This is a genomic window from Peribacillus sp. YIM B13481 (assembly GCF_042787985.1).
GTDB classification, from domain to species: domain Bacteria; phylum Bacillota; class Bacilli; order Bacillales; family DSM-1321; genus Peribacillus; species Peribacillus simplex_A.
In genome coordinates, this window is sequence record NZ_JBHZPE010000037.1 from 20,433 (window position 1) to 41,031 (window position 20,599).

Consider the following 20,599-nt stretch of genomic DNA (forward strand, 5'->3'; position numbering starts at 1 on the left):
TAGACTTCATTCATACCATTAATATTTCATAGTTGGAATTCGAGATTGGTTTTAGCTACAGCTATTTCCCTTTTGAATACCTCGGATGCTTCTTTTTTAAGTTGATTAAGATCCCCATAATGAGGGAGATGAGTTAACAGCAAAAGCTGTACGTCGGCCTTGGCTGCTAGCATGCCAGCTTCTCTAGCCGTCATATGCCCTGCCTTTGAACCATCCATATCGCTGTAAAAGTTACTTTCACATAATAAAACATTTGCGTTTTTAGCGAAATCTGCAAGCTCATCCATATATGAACTGTCACCTGTGTAAACAATCGAATGATTTTCAGCTTCAATCCTCATAGCAAAACATGGTACTGGATGTTTCGTTTTCATGAACGTGAATGTACACGGTCCTATTGTTAAGGGTTCATCAGCAGAGTAGACTATTCCCTTTGTCACGTCTTTATAAGTTAACTTTCCAAATTCGGCTTCGTCTAAATCATGGCCATAAATAGGAATGGACCTTTTCTCGCTGCCCAATATCTGCTGTATGAGCGCGGCGTGTTGCAGGACACCAACATCCGCTATATGATCCGGATGGTAGTGAGATAATACAACTGCACCAAGATCCTCCGGCTTCATATGATTTTGCAACTGTGATAGAACACCGCTGCCACAATCAAGCAGAATGCGAAAATCTTCATATTCAAGCAAATAGCCGGAACTTGCCTCATTTTTAGCTGGATATCCGCCCCAGCAGCCAATTACGGTGATTTTCATACTTAGGCACTCCTTTTTTACTCAATGACTTCCCCATTAATATAAACTATTCTTACCCTTATTTCACCTTTTTCACTTATGTTATAAAACAAACATTGACACATCTACTCTGTTATAATACAATGTAATCATAGAAAAGCGAATAATAAAAATACAGGAGATGATGTTCATGATTCAAAGTAGCATTGAGTTCTTTAAAAACCTGCCTCCGAAACAATGCATGGAATGCGGAAAAAAAATCGAAGAACAGCACGAATGTTATGGAAACCACTGTGATCATTGCCTTTCTGGAGAGTAGTGTAGTGTTTTGTTTCACCATCCGCTTCCCAATTAGCAGGATGATCTCATATAAATTCAGTCTCGCAGCTGAAAACCATCCCAAATATAAAGAAGAGAAACCGATGATCGGTTTCTCTTCTTTATTTCGATTCATTGCATTTTAAGCCAAAAAAATAGAATTATCACGGAGTGGATAATCCTTTGAATAAATATATTTTAAATAGTTCAGCAATTTCCTCTTTTCCTAATGGGGCATGATTCCTTTCCCAATCAAAAATAAGGGCAAGGTACATCTTTAGCATCAGGAAAGCTGTTATCTCTGGATCACAAGGCTGTATATAGCCCTTATCAATCGCAATTTTAAGTTTTTCCTTAATGTAAGATACAATGGCTTCTTCCATTTCATTTATCATTTCCTGAACGGCCGGAGTACCAATTTCCCGCTCTTCCTGAAGAAGTTTTAAAGATAATTGATGTTCCTGCCTGAACTCCAGGATTCGATAAACAGCCCGATGCAGATTTTCAAAAAAGGATAGTTGTTCATCCAAAGATTGTTCCGCCTCATATTTCATTTCCTCTATCATCCGCTGAACGATTTCTTTAAACAGCTCTTCTTTATTTTTATAAAAGGTATAAATTGTACCTTTCCCCACATTGGCAATTTTAGCGACTTGATCCATCGTCGTTGCCTTATATCCAAAAAGTGAAAACGACTTGGTCGCAGCTTCTAGAATTAATTTTTTACGATCAACAGACATTTCCCACCTCATTTCTGACCAAACGGACAAAACGGTCATTAAGTTCAACAATATCATACCAAAAATTTTCAGTCTTTTCAATAAAACTTTCAATTTTCTAGGGAAATAATGGCCATCCTCATTACTGGACAGCCACTTTCCTAAAACAGGTTATAAAATTTCATCACCAGGATACGCTTTTCCAGATGTAGCTTATCTTTCAACTTCATTTAAAAAATATGTAAGGTCATCGCAATCATGGATGAACTGCATATCCCTTATTAACAAATCATTTTTCCTGTAATCTGTTTAAAATGATTGTGGCCAATGCATCGATGAATTCAGGTTTAACATTGGGCATATCCGGCCGGTAGTAACCTGCACCAATATCTTCCGTTACAACCTTACATTCATAATCGTTATCATAAAGGACTTCAAGATGCTCAGCAACAAAACCAACAGGTATATAAATGAAAGCTTTATAACCTTTTGCTTGATGAAGATCTCTGGTTAAGTCCTGTACATCCGGCCCTAACCATGGTTCAGGTGTTTGTCCAGCGCTTTGCCAGCCAACTGCGTAATTGGTAACCCCTGCGCCTTTTGCAATCATGTCTGCAGTTTCTTTCAGTTGATTTGGATATGGATCTCCTAATTGCAATATCTTTTCTGGGAGGCTATGCGCAGACACAATCAAAGCGTAATTATCGCGCTCTTCCGAGGTCATTTTCCCGATTACTTCTTTTAATTGGTCTACCCAATATTGAATGAATTTCGGCTCATCATACCAGCTTTCAACAGAAGTGATGGTCAGGTCACCCAATTTAGCGGCTTCATCCTGAGCACGTCCATTATAAGACTTCACGCTGAATGTTGAAAAGTGCGGTGCCAATACAATACTTACCGCTTCTTTGATACCATCATCATGCATTTGTTTCACTGCGTCTTCAACAAAAGGTTCAATATGTTTCAGTCCTAAATATGCCTTGAATTCAATTTCTTCCTGAACGGAATTCAATTGCTTTTCAAGGGTTTCAGCTTGTGCTGCAGTTATTTTTGCAAGCGGTGATAATCCACCGATCGCTTCATATCTGCCTTTTAGATCAGCAATCAATTCATCGCTTGGTCGTCTCCCATGACGAATATGTGTATAATATCTTTCAATATCCTCTTCAGTGTACGGAGTACCATAAGCCATGACTAGAAGGCCCATTTTTTTTCTTGACATCAAATTACACCTCTTTTAAAGATTTCGTTCTTTTATTGTGCATCCATTTAAGGATTCTTAGCAAATGGTTCGCTCACCTTACTTCATTTTTGATGAATATTCATGAATGAAGGCGGTCAGCCTTTTCAGTGTTTCAGGGTTTACGGAAGGGAAGACCCCATGTCCAAGATTAAAGATGTAGCCATCCTGTTCCATGCCCTGATCCAGGATCCTTTTCGTCCGATCTTCTATAACATCCCACGATGATAATAGCAGGGCAGGATCAAGGTTACCTTGAACCGTTTTCTGTATTCCCATTTGTCTTGCTTCTGTAATTGGAAGTCTCCAATCAAGCCCGACCACATCAATTGGAAGATCATTCCACTCGATTGCCAAGTGACTCGCACCGACCCCGAACATGATTAGCGGTACATTTTCTTCCCGTAATGAAGAAAAAATACGATTCATGATTGGCTTGATGAATACGCGGTAATCTTCAACGTTCAATGCACCCACCCATGAATCAAAGATTTGGATGGCTTTAACGCCAGCTTTAATTTGTGACTTGACATAGATGATGATCATATCGGCTAACTTATCCATTAAAGCAAACCACGCCACTGGCTCGGAATACATGAAAGCTTTCGTCTTATTGTAGTTTTTGGAAGGTCCGCCTTCAATCATGTATGAAGCAATGGTGAATGGTGCACCGGAAAAACCAATCAAAGGTACCGACAATTGTTCAGTGGTCAACATTTTAATCGTGTCCAACACATATGGGATGTCTTTCTCTGGGTCCAATTCACCTAACTTTTCAACATCTGTCAACGATTGGATCGGATTGGATATGACTGGACCGATTCCCGACTGTATCTCAACATCCACACCAATGGCTGGTAGCGGTGTCATAATATCTTTATATAAAATTGCAGCGTCTACATCATATTGCTCAACTGGCAATCTAGTCACATAAGCGCATAATTCCGGCTGATGAGTAATCTCAAAAAGGGAGTACTTCTCTTTCAATTTACGGTATTCCGGCTGTGAACGGCCAGCCTGGCGCATATACCAAACAGGCACATGATCCGTTTTCTCTCCTCTCGCAGCTTTTAAAAATGTATCATTCGTAATTTCCTTAGACATTAATATCCACCTTTCAAGCAATCACGTTTCTATTTTTATTCATTACTTACATAGAATATCAGAAGGATGTTGAATTTCAAATCGAATCTCCTTAAACTATAGCTTTTTCTATAATAGAAGTATAGCCAACATATTTATTTGTCAGGAAATCGACGTTTTTATAAAAATCTCACCGATTTCCAAGCCTTTTGGTTTGATTGGAAATGGTAAAAGCATTATTCATTGGGTAAAATGGGTATACAGTTACTATATAGAAATTGGAGGGGAATTTATGAATGTATTCATCACTACAGGCACCTACGATTTTTTGAAAATCAAAAAAGATAAGCACCCGAATGAAAAAATATTACTTATGCAGAATTCTGGCACTACAGTCCTTTTGCATGAAACATCAGGTAAAACGATCTTCAGCTCGCCACGTAAATATGAAGTAGTGGATGGGAAAGGACACCTTCAAGATCATGGATATGTAGTCATGAACAATATCCCTGTCAGTGAAGAAGGACGGCCGGTATTCGAACATCGTTTTAAAAAAAGGGCCGGTTTCATTGAAAATGAACCAGGTTTCGTCGCCCTCCGTATCCTGAGGCCAATCAACTCTGAAACTTATGTAATCTTAACGATTTGGGAGAAACAAGCTGACTTTATGAGCTGGCAGAAATCCAGTTCCTATCAGGAGGCCCATAACAGCGACACAAAAGCTACTATTACGAATTCCAGTCAGAAGATGTTTTCTGGTGAAGCCTATGTAACGCAGTATACATTGGTGAAGGATCCCCAAGAATAATCTTTTCCTGATCAATAAGAGTCCCATCCTCTCAAGGATGGGACTTTTCGGTTTCAGAGCGTTATTTTGGACGTCCAAATTATGAAAAGAATGTATTAAGCCAATAAACAATCCGACAAATTCCTTCTTTATTTCCGGGGAAATGTAACAGATATATACAAAGATCTCATGTTTTTTTATAAATGCTCCTCCGTCTTACGAACTTATACAAATTAATCAAGGTTAAACTGTATGCAGCTCCTAATGCATAACCTGCCAAAATATCAGTTGGAAAATGAACGTTCATGGCGATCCGGCTTATCCCGATTAGCAGAACCAGACAAACGAAACCGATTCCCATTACCCATTTCAATGAGTTACCTTTAACTTCTTTTAGAATGAAATAAGCAACCATACTGAAGAAAATAAGTCCTAACATTGCGTGGCCACTTGGAAAACTGTAGCCACCTGTCTCCAGCAAATGGTTCTCAGGACGCACCCTTTGAGTATGATTTTTTATCCACTCGTTTAAAACATCGCCGCCAGCCATTCCGATAGAAAAGACGGCCATGGGCAAATAATTCTTCTTTATTATCCATAAATACAGGACACATAGTAGGCTTACAATTCCAATGACCTTGGATTTACCAAGATAGGTAATAGACTTGAAGAAAGTGAACGGAATAGTATTCTCACCCACGGCAAAAAGTTCTGCAATATACGTATCGAACGCTAGCGTTTTCTCACTCTGGACTTCATGCATCAAAAAAAAGAATAGCAACAGGCAAAGTAAAACCACAGCCATCCAAGAATATTTAATCATTCATACAACTCTCCTCAAGGTATTTAATTCACTTTGGATTATTCAGAATATGATATACTATTTACAATTAAACCAATCATTGGGAGGTGCAAAATGATACAGCGATTACACGATCTTATAGATGGTTCTTATGAAGAAATGGTTTCAATCAGGCGTTATCTTCACCAACATCCTGAGCTTTCTTTTCAAGAGACCCAAACGGCTGCCTTCATCGCTGAATATTATGAAAAACTTGGAATCGAACATCAGAAAAATGTAGGCGGTAATGGTGTTATTGCTAAGATTACTGGCAGTAAGCCTGGTAAAACGGTAGCAATGCGCGCTGATTTCGACGCCTTACCGATTCAAGATGAAAAAGAAGTTGCCTATAAATCAACCGTATCCGGGGTCATGCATGCGTGCGGACATGATGGCCATACAGCGACTCTCCTGGTTCTTGCAAAAAATCTGAATGCCCTGAAGGATGAGCTCGAAGGCCAATATATATTTATCCACCAGCATGCTGAAGAATATGCTCCAGGGGGCGCCAAACCGATGATTGATGCGGGTTGCCTTGATGGAGTGGATGTAATTTTCGGCACCCATTTATGGGCTACGGTCCCTACTGGAACAGTCCAATACGCTTATGGACCTCTAATGGCTGCTGCTGACCGATTTGAGATCATCATTCAAGGGCAGGGTGGACATGGAGCACAGCCTCATAAAACCCGCGATGCAATCGTAGTCGGCTCTCAGCTAGTCATGGCCCTACAGCAAATCGTAAGCCGCCGCCTTAATCCAATAGATTCTGCAGTCATTACCGTTGGTTCCTTTGTAGCCGATAATGCCTTTAACGTCATTGCAGATAAGGCAAAAATTATCGGGACCGTCCGTACTTTCAAGGAAGATGTCCGTTCATTTATAAGGGAAGAAATAGAGCGGATTGTTAAAGGAACCTGCCTAGCTGCGGACTGCACCTATGAATATCGATACGTTCAAGGCTATCCGGCTGTCATCCCACACGATGAGGAAACTAAATTCATGATTGAAAGCACTGAGTCCATCAAGGAAGTTTTGGTTACAGAGGAAATTGACCCGGATATGACAGGTGAAGATTTTTCTTATTATTTACAAAATGTGAAAGGTACATTCTTCTTTACAGGAGCCAGGCCAAAGAATGAACATACATACCCGCATCATCATCCTTTGTTCGATTTCGATGAAAAAGCGATGCTCATTGCAGCCAAAATATTAGGCACTGCTGCTGTAACCTATCATAATAAGGAACAATCATCCCCAAAGGTGAATGAATCTTTATTGCGGTAATGATAAAGGGACGGGTTTCCCGTCCCTTACTCTTTTAGAAGTCTGATTCGGTAACAATTGACAGCCGTCTCCCCAAGTTGTTCCAACAAATGATGGTTGGCATATGCACCGACAGCTGCCCCAAACCCTGGGACTAGCTGGAACATTTTAATGACATCGATGTGATCGCGATATTCCTGCTGAAATTCTTGCCAGTCTATTTCCGGCCATTTCCCTGAATCCCATTCTTCTATTACCCGTAATGTTTCCAGTTTTTTTCCCTCGCTCGAAAATGCCATCTGAAAGATATGGAGTATGAACAGGCGTTCCTCATATTTATTTGGATCAAAACCATATATACGGGATATTTCGAATAATAACTTCATCTTGATGCTAAGCAGTAATGGGAAATCAGCCAATCCAATTAAAAGCCCTGCCGCTCCGGTTCCCACACCTTCTATAACGGCTGTTTTCCGATAGGCCGTTACAGTTTCCGCAACCCATTCTTCTTTTTGCTGCAAGGATAGAAACGCTACATTTTTTTCTTTAGACATATATTTCGAACCTGATAATACGGCCTCAATCATCCCTTTAATACTATCAGTAATCATTTTGTGCACTCGTTCCGGAATATAACTATTCATTTTGATTTGCGCCTTTTTGGACATCCGCTCAAGCCTGCCGGATTTCTTGGCTACTTTCTTTTTCCATGATACTAGTTCCGATAATGCCTTTTGTCCATATTCATCCATCAATAACACCTCCATTAAATATGTATATACCCCCTACGAGGCTTTTAGTTTCAATTTTCATTTCTTAAAAGAAAAAGCTGATTTTATGAAAAATCAGCTTCTGATTAAAAGTTTTTAATTTTCTTTGTTGCATAATTTTTAAAACCGAATAAGAATACAAGTCCCATTGCCAGTGCGGCTAAGGCGGACATCCATTCCCCTTTCACTAGCAGGACCAAGCAGAAGACCAGGTCCTCAAATAATAGGAAAAAGGAAATTAGCTTTATGACTGCAGATTCTCTCATTTTTGCTGGCAATGGATAAAGTGAGACCCACACTTTCCATTCATGAGCCTTCCAAACCGGTAACAATTGCAGGGCTGTCATAAACAGGAACATAAAAGTTACAATTAAATGTGCCCATATGTTAGTGAATACACTTAAAATAACGGAGCCAATGATAGTTAAACGAAAACAAAGTCCCACATAATCATTGGATCGCAACAAAGTACGGGCGTAAAGATAGGTATACGTTGATTTTTCACCATATGGAATGAATGATAAAAGCCAGTCCATCCATTTCCTTCTTGCTACCTTCCCTTTCAAATGGGGAACATCAGTAAACATGTTCGCTATTCGATAAAAAGAATTCATCCGCTTATTTTCCAGTTCCACCAGCCGCTCCCACTTCAACACAAAATCTTTAGTTGCGCTCCGGTAATACATGTAAAGCCCTAACAATAATAAAATGGTTATAAGTGCAAACAGTATATTTGCCCTTGAACAGATGAAATAGAGCATCACACCATTAAGTAAAAAGCGGATTAAGGAGTCCCACTTGCTCACTGATGTATCTTGATATTTCAATACTTGCCAACGCATGGTTAAATTCAAAAACTTCAAAATAAGCAATACAACCAGGATGATTCCAAAGTCTGTACCTCCTGCACCCGTAACCTTCGTATACATTGGAATAAATGCAATTAGGACAACCAGAAGGATAAAGCCCTGCATGACCCAACTTAATACCAGAGAATTCTTGAAATAGCTTTTCAACTTCGTTTCAAGCGGAAGTAAGAATACCGTATCAGGTTCTTTCAAAAAAGTATTTATCGGGCTTCTGGTTATAATCAACGATAAAACAAAGGCCATGATCATTTCAGCCGGGAAATCACTTTTTAACGTCTTCACCCAATCGCTGTAATAATAAGCTAAACCACCAAGAACCAATACCATGACAAAAACCAGATGGCCGTTAAAAATGTAACGAAGATATTTTTGCGTTTCATTTATATAGCCTAAATATCTTTCCTTCCAGAGATTTTGACTATTCATGACCGATTTCTTCTTTCGTCAATTGAACATATAAATCGTCAAGAGTTGCCCCCGGCATGGAAAATTGTTCACGAAGCTGTTCAAGATTGCCTTTTGCCCGAATCTCCCCATTATGCAGGATGATGAAAGAATCACAATACCGCTCGGCTGTAGCCAGTATGTGTGTTGACATTAAAATTCCCGCTCCGCTCTCTTTCATTTTCCTCATCAAATCAAGCAGGGATTGAATGCCTAATGGATCAAGACCTACGAAGGGTTCGTCGACGATATATAAAGACGGCTGTACTAAAAAGGCGCACATTATCATGACCTTTTGCTTCATTCCTTTTGAAAAATGCGCCGGAAACCATTTAAGTCTTTTCTCCATATGAAATTCCTTTAACAGAACGTCCATCCTTTCTTTATATGTGGATTCCTCCAAACCATGCGCCATGGCCGTCAGCTTTAAATGCTCCTCAAGTGTAAGCTCATCATACAAGATTGGAGTTTCTGGAACATAAGTGAATTGCTTACGATATGTATCCGGGTCCTGGGCAAGTGTTTTGCCATGAATCGAAACACTTCCGCCTTTCGGCTCCATGAGTCCGATGATATGTTTAATCGTCGTACTTTTCCCAGCCCCGTTGAGCCCGATTAACCCTACTAACTCATTTGGTTGAATGTCAAAGCTAATTCCCTTTAGAACGGGCGTTTTCGTGTAACCGCCAACTAATTGCTTGATTTCCAATAAGGACATATAAACGATCCTTTCTATATAGAGGTTCTTATTTCCATTTTATCAAATTATCCTGCTTTTATATAGTCGAGTGTTCCCGGAACAAAATTTCCATAAATAACTAATTATATTTTTCCTGCTTGGTGGTCATCATAAATAAGGAAGAAGGGGTTAGTCATTACGTGTGATTCACATCATATTGTAAATGAGGTGTCAGTTAAAGACGTATTACACTGAAATACCCAAATGTTTTATTACAAATGATTCACATCATATTGTAAATGAGGTGTCAGTTAAAGACGTAAAACTGAATTAAACCAGAAGCTTCATTTAAAAAAATCGTTTCGAGCAAGGAGATGGTTCTCTTGCACGTAAAAGCAGAAAAATCATTCAATAATTATCAATTATGCTTTGTAAGTTGATGAAACTTTAAAGATATAGGAGATGGTTGCTTTGAATGGAAAATCTCTAATCAGATAATAACCGTATTTTACTAAAATGTAGATGAGGTGTTTGTCGCAGAGAATTTATGCTAATGCGAATTTTGAAGCCCCCCCCCTTTTTCAAACAAGCAGGGTGCAACTTAATGTTGCATCCTGTTTTTATGATTTTTCCTTTTCCCAAGGATTCATGCTATGGTACGATTAACCAAATACATTAACTTCTAAAGGAGCGTTTTTTAATGAGTGATTGCATTTTCTGCAAAATAATCGATGGAGAAATACCAAGTACCAAAGTCTTCGAAAATGAACATGTACTGGCCTTTCTAGATATCAGTCAAGTAACAAAAGGCCATACCCTGGTAATACCTAAAGTACATAAGGAAAATCTATATGAGTTGACACCTGAAATTGCCAAGAATCTTTTTGAGGTGGTACCTGAAATTGCCCGTGCTATGAAACAGGAATTCCAACCTGTAGGCCTGAATCTTTTAAATAATAACGGGGAAGCCGCAGGACAGTCCGTTTTCCATTTTCATATGCATTTAATTCCTCGGCATGGGGAAGGTGACGGCTTTGGGGCTGTTTGGAAAACGAATACACGCGACTATACACCCGATGACCTGAAACAAATCGCTGACTCCATCGCACAGCATATTAAGTGAAATTTACGCTACCTGTAAAGGATTATTATCCACCTCCTAACTATTGGAATATTACAACTTACGTTCAACGATTTCTCTAAAATAGCTCAGTTATACGTGACAAAAAACACCCTAAATAGGTCCTCGCTTAAAGTGAGGGACCTATTTTTTTCCTCTTCTTCTATTACTTCCTATTTCATTTTTTTTATCTACCTAAAATTCTAAATTTTTCTCCTATTGAAATTAGTTTTCTGGTAGGATATAAATAGATTTAAACACTTTAACACATAGACGTATTAGGAGGAAAAAATTTGAAACGTGCACGCAATTTTAACGCTGGGCCAGCTGCCCTTCCCTTAGAAGTTTTACAAAGAGCCCAAAACGAATGGCTGAATATTGAGGATTCCGGAATGTCCGTCATGGAACTAAGCCATAGAAGTTCGGAATTCGAAAAAATTCATAACCATGCCATTCAATCATTAAAAGACCTTATGGAAATTCCTGAAAATTATGAAGTCCTTCTACTGCAAGGAGGAGCAAGTCTACAATTTTCCATGATTCCCATGAACATTTTGAATGATGGAAAAAGGGCAGATTATGTCCTTACTGGTTCTTGGTCGGAAAAAGCATTAAAAGAAGCAAAAAAGGTTGGTAAAACGGCAGTAGTAGCTTCATCCAAAGATGAAAAATATACATTCATCCCTAAAGTTGCAGACATCGAATTGAATGATGATGCTGCATATCTTCATATCACAAGCAATAATACGATTTACGGAACACAATGGAAAGAATTCCCGGAAACTGGAAACATTCCTTTAGTAGCTGATATGTCAAGTGATATTCTCAGCAAAAAAATTGATGTTAGTAAATTCGGAATCATATATGCAGGTGCACAAAAGAATTTAGGTCCTTCGGGAATCACAGTCGTTATCATCCGTAAGGATTTAATAACGGATAATGAAAAAATCCCATCCATGATGAACTATTCTATCCATTCGAAAAATGATTCGTTATATAACACTCCTCCGACATTGGCAATTTACTTATTGTCCCTTGTGTTGGATTGGGCAAAAGAACAGGGTGGCGTGGAAAAGATTGCTGAAATCAATGAAGAAAAAGCAAAAGTCATTTACGATGCCATCGACGGCAGTAATGGCTTTTATAAAGGCCATGCCCTATCAGACAGCCGTTCATTCATGAATGTAACCTTCACGCTTCCGTCTGAAGAAGCTGAAGTTCAATTCCTTAAAGAAGTGAAGCAAGCCGGATTCGTAGGACTGAACGGTCACCGTTCTATCGGTGGCTGCAGAGCATCCATCTATAATGCTGTCCCTTTATCCCATTGTCAGGAGCTTGCGGATTTCATGAAGAAATTCCAGGAATCGTATAAAGCTAAGGAAGCTCAAACTCTTTAATTCAAACAAATATACCTTCTAAAAAAATAGGTCTTATGATATACTATTTTAAACTTCTTGCAACAGGCAATAGTGCATTGTTGAAGAAAAGATGTTAGTTGAGATGAGAATAGGAGAGATGAGTAAATGAAAACGAAAACCCTTGTGTCACTGTCCCTATTAATCGGGATTGGGGCTGCCCTGCATTTTATCATTCCTGGATTCTTCCTTGGAATGAAACCGGATATGATGCTGTTGATGATGTTTTTGGCGATCACGCTGTTTCCCGCGAAGAAGAATGTATTCATTGTCGCCTTGGCTGCTGGAGCCATCTCTGCCATGACAACTACATTTCCTGGTGGACAGATTCCAAATATCATAGACAAATTGGCAACAGCCTTTCTGTTTTACCTTTTATTCATCAGTCTTAAGAAATTTTCAACGTCCGTTGTCACGGTTAGTGTCTTGACTGCCGTAGGAACAATAATTTCCGGTGCTGTCTTCCTTGGTTCGGCTTATTATATCGTTTCCCTTCCAGGGCCTTTCGTTGCACTTTTCGGCGCTGTTGTGCTTCCTGCCGTACTGCTAAATACAGTTGCGATGGTCATCATTTATCCAATTGTGAACGGCATCGTAAGAAAATCTAATATACCCATTAATGCTTAAGCAGCAGGATCATCATATTTAAAAAAGCACCGGAATGTCCGGTGCTTTTTTTTCCACTCTTATGAATCTGGAGTCTAATCAGAATCATCCTCCAAGGATCAATGAATCAATATCCACATAAACCAAATCAAAAGCAGTAACCCTCCGGGAAGACCCATAGCGAAGGCTCTAGCCTGGAGCACCCTCTTAGGCGGATAGATGCCAGGAGTTTTTGCTTTTCGTAGAAAATACCCCATTCCACACAAGCATATCAGGCCTAATGAAAAAATGATTTTCATTATTAACCCACCAGTGCCATCCATGTTCCGACAGCTTGTTTTTACTATCTATATGCTGTTCTTTCCTTTATATGAAGCATTTTTAATAAAGCTTCAAGTTATTTTTAAATATTATATATTTACTATCTAAGTTTAAAAAAATATTTTTGTGATATAAAGATAAAATGGTCTATACTCTTCCATAGGAATGAAAATTATGGTATTTTGATATCAATAGTATTTCTATCCCTATTTATCATAATTTCCAATTGATGCTTTTTTCAGCAGGGATTTAGACCATGTAAAGCGAAAACAATATTATAAAATGAGGTGATCCTAATGAAAGCAAAATCATTACTAATTGGCTTTTTAACCGGAACGGTCGTAGCGGGTGCAGCAACCTTACTTTCTACTCCAAGTTCAGGTAAAGACTTACGGACCCGCATCAAAACGAATACGGAAGAAATTAAGAATACAATTGATGAGTTAAAGGTGAAAATGCTAAATATTAAAGATGACACGATGGAAGCTACACAAATCAGCAAAGAAACGGTAAAAGCCTTCATTTCGGATGTTCAGGTCGTCATCGAGAACTGGAAGCAGGAAATCGAACCCAATAAGAATGAATTATTGAAGAACGTTCAAGAAATTGAAAATTCTTTAAAAGAATTGGAAAGGGTAATCCCTGCTTCCAAAAATTAATACACACAAGCTTGGTTCTCCATTTTTACCAATAAATCACATGGTTTATTGGAGTGAAATGGAGAATTCAATTAAAAAAAATAAAATTTTCTAAAAATTTCGCAAATATTTTCTTTATTAATTTTTATTTTATTGTCATAATAAATATACAGAATCTTATAAGTAGGTGAGCCCATAATATGCAGAATAAAAATTATTCTATGAAAGAAGCAATGATTTTTAGTCAACGAATTGCACAATTAAGCAAAGCATTATGGAAATCGATTGAAAAAGATTGGCAGCAATGGATTAAGCCCTATGATTTAAATATCAATGAGCACCATATTCTTTGGATTGCCTACCATCTTAATGGCTCTTCCATTTCAGATGTTGCAAAATTTGGGGTCATGCATGTTTCTACGGCATTTAATTTTTCAAAAAAATTAGAAGAACGCGGGTTTTTAACTTTTTCAAAGAAAGAAAATGACAAAAGGAATACGTATATAGAGATCACCCCAGAAGGTGAAAAGCTTCTACTTGATTTAATGGAGACATATGACCCAAGTAAGAACTCTGCTTTCTCAGGTGCACTTCCACTTCGTGAGCTTTATGGGAAGTTTCCGGATATGATTGAAATGATGGCTGTCATACGTAATATATACGGTGAAGATTTCATGCAAATCTTTGAACGATCCTTCGATAACATTGATCAGGAATTTACTGACGTGGAGGGTAAAATCACAAAAAAAAAGATAGAGAAAGAAACTGAACCAGTTTAATCTCACACTCTATCCATTTCCTTCATGAATGATACATATAAACCTTGTGAGAGGCATGCATCAATGCATTCCTTTATGGTTATTCTTGGATTAACCTTTCTTTCAAATTGATTAAAAAGCGGTCGAAAGTTCATGTAACCTTCCGCTTTTTCTATTTCGTAGCGCTTGCTCAAGATATCACATGTTTCTAATAACTCTTCCGCTTCCTTCTTCGTGAAATTTTTTTCCACAAAAAGAAAGTCCAACTTGGCCTCCGGATTACGTATCATGTTTAATAAAAGCCTTTGATGAAAACGGAGTATTTCTATTTCTTCATTTATATTATTCATACATCATTAATCCCCAATCAATCATTCAATTTTATCATAAAAGACTTAAAACCAATCAGATTTTCACGTTCAAAAAAATCAGCCAAATCCATGTCCAAAACCCGGCCTTAAACGTCTTTAATATTCATCCACTCTAAAGTGATTATTATCATAAAACTTAATCCAAGAATTCTATTGCTTTTTCCACCCATTCATCGTAATGTATGTAGGTAAATTCAACGGTCTTTGGAGGGCTGATTCTAAATGAATTCGTGGAAAACAATTGACGTGGCAAAACAATATGGGAATTGCCGTCTGATCTTATTTTCAGTTTTTACTATATTGATGTCTTTTGTTCTGATCTATACATTATTAAGTGTCTTTTCATCCCATGTTGTTTTGTATGACGATCAAACAATGGTATTTTTTAGCCTATTGCTCTTATTATATCCTGTTCACAAACTATTACACTATTTACCTTTACGATTTTTATGTAAAAAAGTAAAAACTTCTTGGTCCTTGAAGTGGAAACTTGTGCTTACATGCAGGGTCAATGTGCATTATCCGATTCGAAAGCACCTCTATCTCTTGACCCTTGTGTTACCTTTCTTCATTATGTCTGTCATATTGATTGGTTGTGCCCTTAGTTTTCCACATTACATCCATTATTTCACTATTTTATTATCCCTGCACACTGGATTATGCGTGTCGGATTTTATTTATATAAAAAACCTGGTTGGTTCCCCAGGACATTCATATATCGAAGAACATCTAGAAGGGTACGATATACTTATTCAAAAGTGATTCCTTATCTATTCATAAAGATGCCTGATAAGATTTTTAGGTATCTTTTTTCATTATAATTTGGTATCGTATTTATACATGATGTTTTGCAAGGAGGGATTTTAGGTTTTGATCTCGTTCTGGTTTATTATTTTTGCTATTTTGATTCTTTATAATATTAATAGAATGACAAACTCTTTATGCATTCAAAAAGAAATTGCTGAAGACCGGCAGCCTAAAGTATTCAGGATCATTAATGTTTTAATTACTATTATGTTATTATCCTCCTATATTGAAATTTTGTATACGTAGAGATAAGCAACAAATGATGGCCATCATTTGTTACATACATTGGTGATACCCGGCGCATTATCCACATAAAGAAAAAGGGCGAAGCGGTCAGCTTCGCCTTTTGTTTATGAGTTTATAACCAAGAAGCTCCAATGATGATTAACAGGATGAAAAGAACGACAATTAGAGCAAAGCCTCCACCTATTCCTCCAGACATTGATCTTCCTCCCTTCCATTCTTAAGTAATAGCATTTTCATGCACACTCTTATATCCGCCAAAAGGAATCCATTCCTTTCATAGCTTGATAATCAATTCAATCTTTTTTGTAGCGGCTACCCTATCCTATTCAACTCCACGGCAAAAGGAGTGGGCTCTTTCCATTATTAATATTGCGAACTATTAGCAAAAGGATGCTCCTACAATTATTAATAAAATGAATAACACCACTAACAAAGCGAAACCTCCGTTAAATCCATTACTCATTATGCTACCTCCTTTTGGATGTCCTCGATTTATCATATGTAATGGTTCTTTATCTGGGTAGGCGTTCACCCATTTTCCAAAAATTCTTATTCAAACACCAATATATTATTTTTTGTAAACTAACCAGAATATGTTATAGTTAATTTTGTGGAAATACGAAGAATAGCAAACCAGAAACTTAAAACTAGGAGTTGTTTTTATGAAGAAATGGGCATTATCGATTGCTGTTACTGCAGGGCTGATCGGACTTACAGCATGCAACAGCGACAAGGAAGCAGTCGTGGAAACTAAAGCGGGAGATATATCTAAAGAAGAACTTTACAATGTAATGAAAGACCGTTATGGTGATGCCGTCCTTCAAGAACTTATTTATGAAAAAGTTCTTTCCGAGAAATATACAGTAACGGATAAGGAAGTAAAAGCTAAAACGGACGAGCTTAAAAAACAAATGGGTGAAAATTTCCAAACTGCCCTGGCCTCTTCCGGATATAAGAGCGAAGATGATCTTAAACGTGCACTTAAAATCGGCATGCTTCAAGAAAAAGCAGCCGTTGCTGATATTAAAGTAAAAGAAGCTGACGTAAAAAAAGCTTATGAAGACTATAAACCACAAATCAAAGCGAGACATATTCTTGTAAAAGACAAAAAAACCGCTGACGAAGTTGAAGCTAAATTGGCCAAAGGCGAAGACTTCGCTAAACTTGCAAAAGAATATTCAACAGACACAGGCACAGCTCAAAAAGGCGGGGAGCTAGGCTGGTTCGGTCAAGGTGAAATGGTTCCTGCATTTGAAGAACAAGCTTACAAAATGAAGAAAAATGAAATCAGCAAACCGATTAAATCCGATTATGGCTACCACATCATCCAACTTCTTGATACAAAAGAAAAGAAACCATATAAAGATATGAAAAAAGATCTTGAGTATAAGTTGAAAGTCGCTCAAATTGACCAAGCTAAAGTTCAAGATATTTTGAATTCAGAAGTCAAAAAAGCTGACGTGAAGATTAAAGATAAAGATCTAAAAGATGCCATCACTTCTGGTGACGCAACTAAAGCTGAAAAATAATTGGATAGTAAAAAGCGACAGGCCATTGGCCTGTCGCTTTTTTTCTCATCATTCAAGCTATGCTCCCTGATTTATATCCTTTTTACGCCTTTCACGCTCTTCTTCCATACGTTCAATGTACTTCTGACCTTCCTTCTCAATCCATGCATCATCTATGAGGCGTTCCTGCCTAGCGGTCCAAATTGACATGACTGCACTGACGATTATTCCAATAAACACGAACCAGATCCAAATTGGCATGTCCATTCCCTCCCAAAAAATCTACTATACATTTAATAGAGGATATGCGTGAACAAAAAAAATATGCTTCTTTCTCCATCGAGAAAGAAGCATATTCATTAAAATGTTGGTTTATAGAATGAACGATTATCGAGCGCAAAGACTCTTTCCGTAAATTCACCCGGTTTCACTTTTTCCAAGGCGCGGTCCATCATATTTATCTTGGCATCCATATTATCAATATAATGTAACACTTCCGCTTCCCTCACCATTGGCGGTTTGGGGCTGCCCCATTCCGCTTTACCATGATGGCTTAATATCAAGTGCTTTAGAATCATGATTTCTTCTGCTTCAATGCCTAATTCCTCTGCAGCTTTACCGACTTCATTTACCATGATGGTGATATGCCCCAACAAGTTCCCTTCGACAGTATAAACAGTCGACACAGGCCCAGATAGCTCATGTACCTTTCCAAGATCATGCAGGATGACTCCTGCATACAAAAGATCCCTGTTGAGCGAGGGATATAGTGTTGAAATGGCCTTAGCCAGCCCTAACATCGATACCACGTGATAGGCAAGTCCCGACATATACTCATGATGGTTCTTGGTGGCAGCAGGAAACGTCAGGAATTCATTCTGGTATTTTTTAATGAGGTGCCTAGTCACCCTTTGGATATTCGGATTCCTCATTTCAAAAATGAATTGAGTGATGGTTTCCATCATTTCTTCTTGACTTAAAGGCGCCGTTTGAATTAAATCGGCTTTCGTGACGCCATCGGCATCTGATGTAAGTCTAATATTACGGATTTTCAATTGGCTGCGTCCCCGATAATTCTGGACTTCCCCCTGGACTTTCACCGTAGCTTCCGCACTGTATGTTTTCTCATCAGCCTCGGAAACATCCCATAGCTTTGCTTCGATTTCCCCGGTTTTATCACACAAAATCAATGTTAAAAACGGCTTTCCATTACTTGCAACCGCTTTTGTACTCGTTTTAATATACATATATATATCTACTACTTCACCAATTCCGTAGTGTATGATCCCATTTCCCATGCGACTGCCCCCGTTCAATTAAATATCAACATTATAACATATCAATCTAGTTAGTGCGTTTAGTTTTCGTTAATAAGTGACAGACAATTGAAAGGAAAAGACTAAGCTGCCGTCACTTTCACCCCACAGGAAAACCAGGCTTGAAATCAAGCCTGGTTTTCCATTCAGATCTATTTCAACAGTTCTTGTTCGGACAATACGCACACTTATCCTGGCCCTCAATTCGGAAATATAAACAGCATGTCACCCGTTTATAAGGATTCATGGACTCCGGAACATTTTTTTCCCCAATGAATCTTTTAAAAGGTGAACGTGTTTCAATATTCACCCATGTTTCATCTTCAAGCAGCCTTTCAATGTCCCTTCCAACCCGCGTCTTTATATCTGTCTGCTTCAGTAACTCGCTATACATCCAGACCGTGTAGCTCCAAATATTTTCCCAAAGTACAAGTCTCGATATTTTAGTAGTTCCGGAAAATGTGCGAATGGCATCCGCTCCAAAGCTGCTTAATATGGAATGTAGGGCAGAAGAGCTTTCCTTTTCCGGAACATTGCTCCACCTGTTAATTTTCAGCAAAAAATCTGGAAGCCAATGTTCATCTTCTGGATCATCCAAAACGCCAATGTCCTGAAGTGTGCCTTCCCAGATAAGACGATGTTTGCTGAACATGTAAAATTGTGCCGTGACAAAAAAAGCATAACGTCTGAACCACATTGAAATTGCTATTCTTGACGTTTCCGCCCCAGACCGGGCTTGTGCATACTCAATCAGCTCATCAACATGATTGAAAGTCTTGGAAACCTTGGCATCATCTCGAAACGATATGCGATATCCTTGAAGCTCTTTTTCAATAGATGGTGAGAGGTTATGCATTGGCTAGCGCTTTCACCTGACTTCGAGCGTAACGGCCTTTACCAAACGGGATGCACATGGGACTGCCGAAAATTGGATCAAAAGAAATTTGACACTCCATGCCGAATACATGCTGCACCAAGTCAGGCGTGATGATATCCTCTGGCCGACCTTGAGCATGTATCGCTCCGTCTTTAAGTGCCACCAGGTTATCCGCATAACGGCAAGCTAAATTCAAATCATGAAGCACCATCACGATCGTTCTGTTCTCAAACTCATTCAACTCGAACAATAAGTCCAAAATCTCGATTTGGTGGGTCATATCAAGATATGTAGTCGGTTCATCCAACAAAATGATGTCCGTATCCTGAGCCAGAGTCATCGCTATCCATGCGCGTTGCTTCTGACCTCCCGATAATTCATCGACTGCACGATCTTTCATTTCAGTCAGGTTCGTTGCTTCAATTGCCTTTTGAACTTTTTCTTCATCCATGGAGCTCCACTGTTTTAACCAACTTTGATAAGGATATCTTCCTTGTTTAACAAGTTGATAGATTGTGAGTCCTTCAGGAGCAACAGGCGACTGCGGAAGGATCGCCATCTTTCTTGCTACATCCTTCGATGACATGGTTGAAATCGCTTTGCCTTCAAGTAAAACTGAGCCGGATTGAGGTTTTAACAAGCGGGCAACCGACCTTAGCAGTGTTGATTTTCCACATCCATTAGCACCGATGAACACGGTGATCTCCCCATCGGGTATTTTTATATTCATATCATTTATAATTAATTTATCACCATAACCGAGCGATAGAGACTGTGTGTTAATAGCTGGTCGCATTAAAATACTCCCCTTTTAGTCTAATAATACTAGTTTAATGAAAATGATTCTCACTGTCAAT

Annotated in this window: 27 protein-coding genes; 11 read left to right on the forward strand and 16 right to left on the reverse strand. The window is 38.5% G+C overall.

The annotated features are described in order from the left end of the window. Positions 1-26: 26 nt before the first annotated feature. Positions 27-761, reverse strand: coding sequence for an MBL fold metallo-hydrolase (locus ACFX4X_RS18380; protein WP_377385200.1), 735 nt, complete (start codon positions 759-761; stop codon positions 27-29). A gap of 169 nt (positions 762-930) precedes the next feature. Here ACFX4X_RS18380 and yhfH point away from each other — a divergent pair, with 169 nt between their 5' ends. Beyond that, positions 931-1,059 carry a protein YhfH gene (gene yhfH / locus ACFX4X_RS18385; protein WP_081108720.1) on the forward strand — a complete coding sequence of 43 codons (129 nt, stop codon included), beginning with the start codon at positions 931-933 and terminating at the stop codon, positions 1,057-1,059. A gap of 163 nt (positions 1,060-1,222) precedes the next feature. Here yhfH and ACFX4X_RS18390 read toward each other — a convergent pair whose 3' ends face one another. The 3 genes from ACFX4X_RS18390 to hemE all read right to left on the reverse strand — a co-directional run bounded on the left by ACFX4X_RS18390 (position 1,223) and on the right by hemE (position 4,124). After that, entirely contained in the window at positions 1,223-1,798 is a 576-nt protein-coding gene (locus tag ACFX4X_RS18390; protein ID WP_317778478.1) for a TetR/AcrR family transcriptional regulator, read from the reverse strand. Positions 1,799-2,066: 268 nt separating this feature from the next. Further along, positions 2,067-3,002 (reverse strand): ferrochelatase, encoded by a 936-nt coding sequence (hemH, locus tag ACFX4X_RS18395; RefSeq protein WP_284471496.1) that lies wholly within the window; start codon positions 3,000-3,002, stop codon positions 2,067-2,069. Between the two features lie 78 nt (positions 3,003-3,080). Next, complete coding sequence (gene hemE / locus ACFX4X_RS18400; protein WP_377385203.1) at positions 3,081-4,124, reverse strand: uroporphyrinogen decarboxylase; 1,044 nt, start codon at positions 4,122-4,124, stop codon at positions 3,081-3,083. A 271-nt stretch (positions 4,125-4,395) separates the two neighbouring features. On the opposite strand from hemE, the gene ACFX4X_RS18405 reads away from it, so the two are divergent. Beyond that, on the forward strand, positions 4,396-4,911 hold the full coding sequence (locus tag ACFX4X_RS18405; RefSeq protein WP_284471497.1) for an antibiotic biosynthesis monooxygenase family protein: 516 nt from the start codon (positions 4,396-4,398) through the stop codon (positions 4,909-4,911). A 166-nt stretch (positions 4,912-5,077) separates the two neighbouring features. Here ACFX4X_RS18405 and ACFX4X_RS18410 read toward each other — a convergent pair whose 3' ends face one another. Further along, positions 5,078-5,713 (reverse strand): phosphatase PAP2 family protein, encoded by a 636-nt coding sequence (locus ACFX4X_RS18410; RefSeq protein ID WP_284471498.1) that lies wholly within the window; start codon positions 5,711-5,713, stop codon positions 5,078-5,080. 93 nt (positions 5,714-5,806) lie between these two features. Between ACFX4X_RS18410 and ACFX4X_RS18415 the strand changes: the two genes are divergently transcribed. Beyond that, positions 5,807-7,018 (forward strand): M20 family metallopeptidase, encoded by a 1,212-nt coding sequence (locus ACFX4X_RS18415; protein WP_284471499.1) that lies wholly within the window; start codon positions 5,807-5,809, stop codon positions 7,016-7,018. 26 nt (positions 7,019-7,044) lie between these two features. Here the strand turns inward: ACFX4X_RS18415 and ACFX4X_RS18420 are convergent, their stop codons facing one another. From ACFX4X_RS18420 to ACFX4X_RS18430, 3 genes are all read right to left on the reverse strand, one after another. Next, positions 7,045-7,749: an EcsC family protein gene (locus tag ACFX4X_RS18420; RefSeq protein WP_377385205.1), complete on the reverse strand. Its 705-nt coding sequence runs from the start codon at positions 7,747-7,749 to the stop codon at positions 7,045-7,047. 104 nt (positions 7,750-7,853) lie between these two features. Then, positions 7,854-9,062 (reverse strand): ABC transporter permease, encoded by a 1,209-nt coding sequence (locus ACFX4X_RS18425; protein ID WP_377385207.1) that lies wholly within the window; start codon positions 9,060-9,062, stop codon positions 7,854-7,856. After that, positions 9,055-9,798, reverse strand: a complete 744-nt coding sequence (locus ACFX4X_RS18430) for an ABC transporter ATP-binding protein (protein ID WP_061462026.1) — start codon at positions 9,796-9,798, stop codon at positions 9,055-9,057. Before ACFX4X_RS18430 ends, ACFX4X_RS18425 begins: the two co-directional genes overlap by 8 nt. A gap of 661 nt (positions 9,799-10,459) precedes the next feature. On the opposite strand from ACFX4X_RS18430, the gene ACFX4X_RS18435 reads away from it, so the two are divergent. From ACFX4X_RS18435 to ACFX4X_RS18445, 3 genes are all read left to right on the forward strand, one after another. Further along, positions 10,460-10,882: an HIT family protein gene (locus tag ACFX4X_RS18435; protein ID WP_089364647.1), complete on the forward strand. Its 423-nt coding sequence runs from the start codon at positions 10,460-10,462 to the stop codon at positions 10,880-10,882. Between the two features lie 290 nt (positions 10,883-11,172). After that, a complete protein-coding gene (gene serC, locus ACFX4X_RS18440; RefSeq protein WP_089364648.1) occupies positions 11,173-12,276 on the forward strand; it encodes a 3-phosphoserine/phosphohydroxythreonine transaminase in 1,104 nt (367 codons plus the stop codon). Positions 12,277-12,402: 126 nt separating this feature from the next. Next, positions 12,403-12,921 carry a tryptophan transporter gene (locus tag ACFX4X_RS18445; protein WP_061462023.1) on the forward strand — a complete coding sequence of 173 codons (519 nt, stop codon included), beginning with the start codon at positions 12,403-12,405 and terminating at the stop codon, positions 12,919-12,921. A 98-nt stretch (positions 12,922-13,019) separates the two neighbouring features. Here ACFX4X_RS18445 and yhzF read toward each other — a convergent pair whose 3' ends face one another. After that, positions 13,020-13,223 carry a membrane protein YhzF gene (gene yhzF, locus ACFX4X_RS25555; protein ID WP_483878261.1) on the reverse strand — a complete coding sequence of 68 codons (204 nt, stop codon included), beginning with the start codon at positions 13,221-13,223 and terminating at the stop codon, positions 13,020-13,022. A 294-nt stretch (positions 13,224-13,517) separates the two neighbouring features. Between yhzF and ACFX4X_RS18450 the strand changes: the two genes are divergently transcribed. Then, on the forward strand, positions 13,518-13,880 hold the full coding sequence (locus ACFX4X_RS18450) for a YtxH domain-containing protein (RefSeq protein WP_284471502.1): 363 nt from the start codon (positions 13,518-13,520) through the stop codon (positions 13,878-13,880). Positions 13,881-14,059: 179 nt separating this feature from the next. Further along, entirely contained in the window at positions 14,060-14,638 is a 579-nt protein-coding gene (locus ACFX4X_RS18455) for an HTH-type transcriptional regulator Hpr (RefSeq protein WP_061462020.1), read from the forward strand. Between the two features lie 2 nt (positions 14,639-14,640). Here ACFX4X_RS18455 and ACFX4X_RS18460 read toward each other — a convergent pair whose 3' ends face one another. Beyond that, complete coding sequence (locus ACFX4X_RS18460; protein WP_284471503.1) at positions 14,641-14,967, reverse strand: DUF1878 family protein; 327 nt, start codon at positions 14,965-14,967, stop codon at positions 14,641-14,643. Between the two features lie 396 nt (positions 14,968-15,363). On the opposite strand from ACFX4X_RS18460, the gene ACFX4X_RS18465 reads away from it, so the two are divergent. Both ACFX4X_RS18465 and ACFX4X_RS18470 read left to right on the forward strand, forming a co-directional pair. Then, on the forward strand, positions 15,364-15,750 hold the full coding sequence (locus tag ACFX4X_RS18465; RefSeq protein WP_377385223.1) for a DUF3267 domain-containing protein: 387 nt from the start codon (positions 15,364-15,366) through the stop codon (positions 15,748-15,750). A 108-nt stretch (positions 15,751-15,858) separates the two neighbouring features. Further along, the gene (locus ACFX4X_RS18470) at positions 15,859-16,041 is read left to right on the forward strand and encodes a hypothetical protein (RefSeq protein ID WP_061462017.1); all 183 of its coding nucleotides are present in this window, start codon (positions 15,859-15,861) and stop codon (positions 16,039-16,041) included. 112 nt (positions 16,042-16,153) lie between these two features. On the opposite strand, the gene ACFX4X_RS18475 is transcribed toward ACFX4X_RS18470, so the two are convergent. Both ACFX4X_RS18475 and ACFX4X_RS18480 read right to left on the reverse strand, forming a co-directional pair. Then, complete coding sequence (locus ACFX4X_RS18475) at positions 16,154-16,237, reverse strand: YjcZ family sporulation protein (RefSeq protein WP_061462016.1); 84 nt, start codon at positions 16,235-16,237, stop codon at positions 16,154-16,156. 183 nt (positions 16,238-16,420) lie between these two features. After that, entirely contained in the window at positions 16,421-16,504 is an 84-nt protein-coding gene (locus ACFX4X_RS18480; RefSeq protein WP_061462015.1) for a YjcZ family sporulation protein, read from the reverse strand. A 199-nt stretch (positions 16,505-16,703) separates the two neighbouring features. Here ACFX4X_RS18480 and ACFX4X_RS18485 point away from each other — a divergent pair, with 199 nt between their 5' ends. Continuing rightward, the gene (locus tag ACFX4X_RS18485) at positions 16,704-17,570 is read left to right on the forward strand and encodes a peptidylprolyl isomerase (protein ID WP_284471504.1); all 867 of its coding nucleotides are present in this window, start codon (positions 16,704-16,706) and stop codon (positions 17,568-17,570) included. Positions 17,571-17,627: 57 nt separating this feature from the next. Here ACFX4X_RS18485 and ACFX4X_RS18490 read toward each other — a convergent pair whose 3' ends face one another. The 4 genes from ACFX4X_RS18490 to ACFX4X_RS18505 form a co-directional block, all read right to left on the reverse strand. Next, positions 17,628-17,810, reverse strand: coding sequence for a sporulation YhaL family protein (locus ACFX4X_RS18490; protein WP_053344914.1), 183 nt, complete (start codon positions 17,808-17,810; stop codon positions 17,628-17,630). A gap of 98 nt (positions 17,811-17,908) precedes the next feature. Then, positions 17,909-18,847, reverse strand: coding sequence for a 3'-5' exoribonuclease YhaM (gene yhaM, locus ACFX4X_RS18495; protein WP_061462013.1), 939 nt, complete (start codon positions 18,845-18,847; stop codon positions 17,909-17,911). A gap of 175 nt (positions 18,848-19,022) precedes the next feature. Beyond that, positions 19,023-19,721 (reverse strand): (2Fe-2S)-binding protein, encoded by a 699-nt coding sequence (locus ACFX4X_RS18500; RefSeq protein ID WP_377385211.1) that lies wholly within the window; start codon positions 19,719-19,721, stop codon positions 19,023-19,025. Beyond that, positions 19,714-20,538: an ABC transporter ATP-binding protein gene (locus ACFX4X_RS18505; protein ID WP_377385213.1), complete on the reverse strand. Its 825-nt coding sequence runs from the start codon at positions 20,536-20,538 to the stop codon at positions 19,714-19,716. Before ACFX4X_RS18505 ends, ACFX4X_RS18500 begins: the two co-directional genes overlap by 8 nt. Between the last annotated feature and the right edge of the window lie 61 nt (positions 20,539-20,599).

Excerpts from the sequence above, each read along its gene's own strand:
- ACFX4X_RS18380 (WP_377385200.1), bottom strand. The coding sequence starts at position 761 with ATGAAAATCACCGTAATTGGCTGCTGGGGCGGATATCCAGCTAAAAAT.
- yhfH (WP_081108720.1), top strand. The coding sequence starts at position 931 with ATGATTCAAAGTAGCATTGAGTTCTTTAAAAACCTGCCTCCGAAACAA.
- ACFX4X_RS18390 (WP_317778478.1), bottom strand. The coding sequence starts at position 1,798 with ATGTCTGTTGATCGTAAAAAATTAATTCTAGAAGCTGCGACCAAGTCG.
- hemH (WP_284471496.1), bottom strand. The coding sequence starts at position 3,002 with ATGTCAAGAAAAAAAATGGGCCTTCTAGTCATGGCTTATGGTACTCCG.
- hemE (WP_377385203.1), bottom strand. The coding sequence starts at position 4,124 with ATGTCTAAGGAAATTACGAATGATACATTTTTAAAAGCTGCGAGAGGA.
- ACFX4X_RS18405 (WP_284471497.1), top strand. The coding sequence starts at position 4,396 with ATGAATGTATTCATCACTACAGGCACCTACGATTTTTTGAAAATCAAA.
- ACFX4X_RS18410 (WP_284471498.1), bottom strand. The coding sequence starts at position 5,713 with ATGATTAAATATTCTTGGATGGCTGTGGTTTTACTTTGCCTGTTGCTA.
- ACFX4X_RS18415 (WP_284471499.1), top strand. The coding sequence starts at position 5,807 with ATGATACAGCGATTACACGATCTTATAGATGGTTCTTATGAAGAAATG.
- ACFX4X_RS18420 (WP_377385205.1), bottom strand. The coding sequence starts at position 7,749 with ATGGATGAATATGGACAAAAGGCATTATCGGAACTAGTATCATGGAAA.
- ACFX4X_RS18425 (WP_377385207.1), bottom strand. The coding sequence starts at position 9,062 with ATGAATAGTCAAAATCTCTGGAAGGAAAGATATTTAGGCTATATAAAT.
- ACFX4X_RS18430 (WP_061462026.1), bottom strand. The coding sequence starts at position 9,798 with ATGTCCTTATTGGAAATCAAGCAATTAGTTGGCGGTTACACGAAAACG.
- ACFX4X_RS18435 (WP_089364647.1), top strand. The coding sequence starts at position 10,460 with ATGAGTGATTGCATTTTCTGCAAAATAATCGATGGAGAAATACCAAGT.
- ACFX4X_RS18445 (WP_061462023.1), top strand. The coding sequence starts at position 12,403 with ATGAAAACGAAAACCCTTGTGTCACTGTCCCTATTAATCGGGATTGGG.
- yhzF (WP_483878261.1), bottom strand. The coding sequence starts at position 13,223 with ATGGATGGCACTGGTGGGTTAATAATGAAAATCATTTTTTCATTAGGC.
- ACFX4X_RS18450 (WP_284471502.1), top strand. The coding sequence starts at position 13,518 with ATGAAAGCAAAATCATTACTAATTGGCTTTTTAACCGGAACGGTCGTA.
- ACFX4X_RS18455 (WP_061462020.1), top strand. The coding sequence starts at position 14,060 with ATGCAGAATAAAAATTATTCTATGAAAGAAGCAATGATTTTTAGTCAA.
- ACFX4X_RS18460 (WP_284471503.1), bottom strand. The coding sequence starts at position 14,967 with ATGAATAATATAAATGAAGAAATAGAAATACTCCGTTTTCATCAAAGG.
- ACFX4X_RS18465 (WP_377385223.1), top strand. The coding sequence starts at position 15,364 with ATGGTATTTTTTAGCCTATTGCTCTTATTATATCCTGTTCACAAACTA.
- ACFX4X_RS18475 (WP_061462016.1), bottom strand. The coding sequence starts at position 16,237 with ATGTCTGGAGGAATAGGTGGAGGCTTTGCTCTAATTGTCGTTCTTTTC.
- ACFX4X_RS18480 (WP_061462015.1), bottom strand. The coding sequence starts at position 16,504 with ATGAGTAATGGATTTAACGGAGGTTTCGCTTTGTTAGTGGTGTTATTC.
- ACFX4X_RS18485 (WP_284471504.1), top strand. The coding sequence starts at position 16,704 with ATGAAGAAATGGGCATTATCGATTGCTGTTACTGCAGGGCTGATCGGA.
- ACFX4X_RS18490 (WP_053344914.1), bottom strand. The coding sequence starts at position 17,810 with ATGCCAATTTGGATCTGGTTCGTGTTTATTGGAATAATCGTCAGTGCA.
- yhaM (WP_061462013.1), bottom strand. The coding sequence starts at position 18,847 with ATGGGAAATGGGATCATACACTACGGAATTGGTGAAGTAGTAGATATA.
- ACFX4X_RS18500 (WP_377385211.1), bottom strand. The coding sequence starts at position 19,721 with ATGCATAACCTCTCACCATCTATTGAAAAAGAGCTTCAAGGATATCGC.
- ACFX4X_RS18505 (WP_377385213.1), bottom strand. The coding sequence starts at position 20,538 with ATGCGACCAGCTATTAACACACAGTCTCTATCGCTCGGTTATGGTGAT.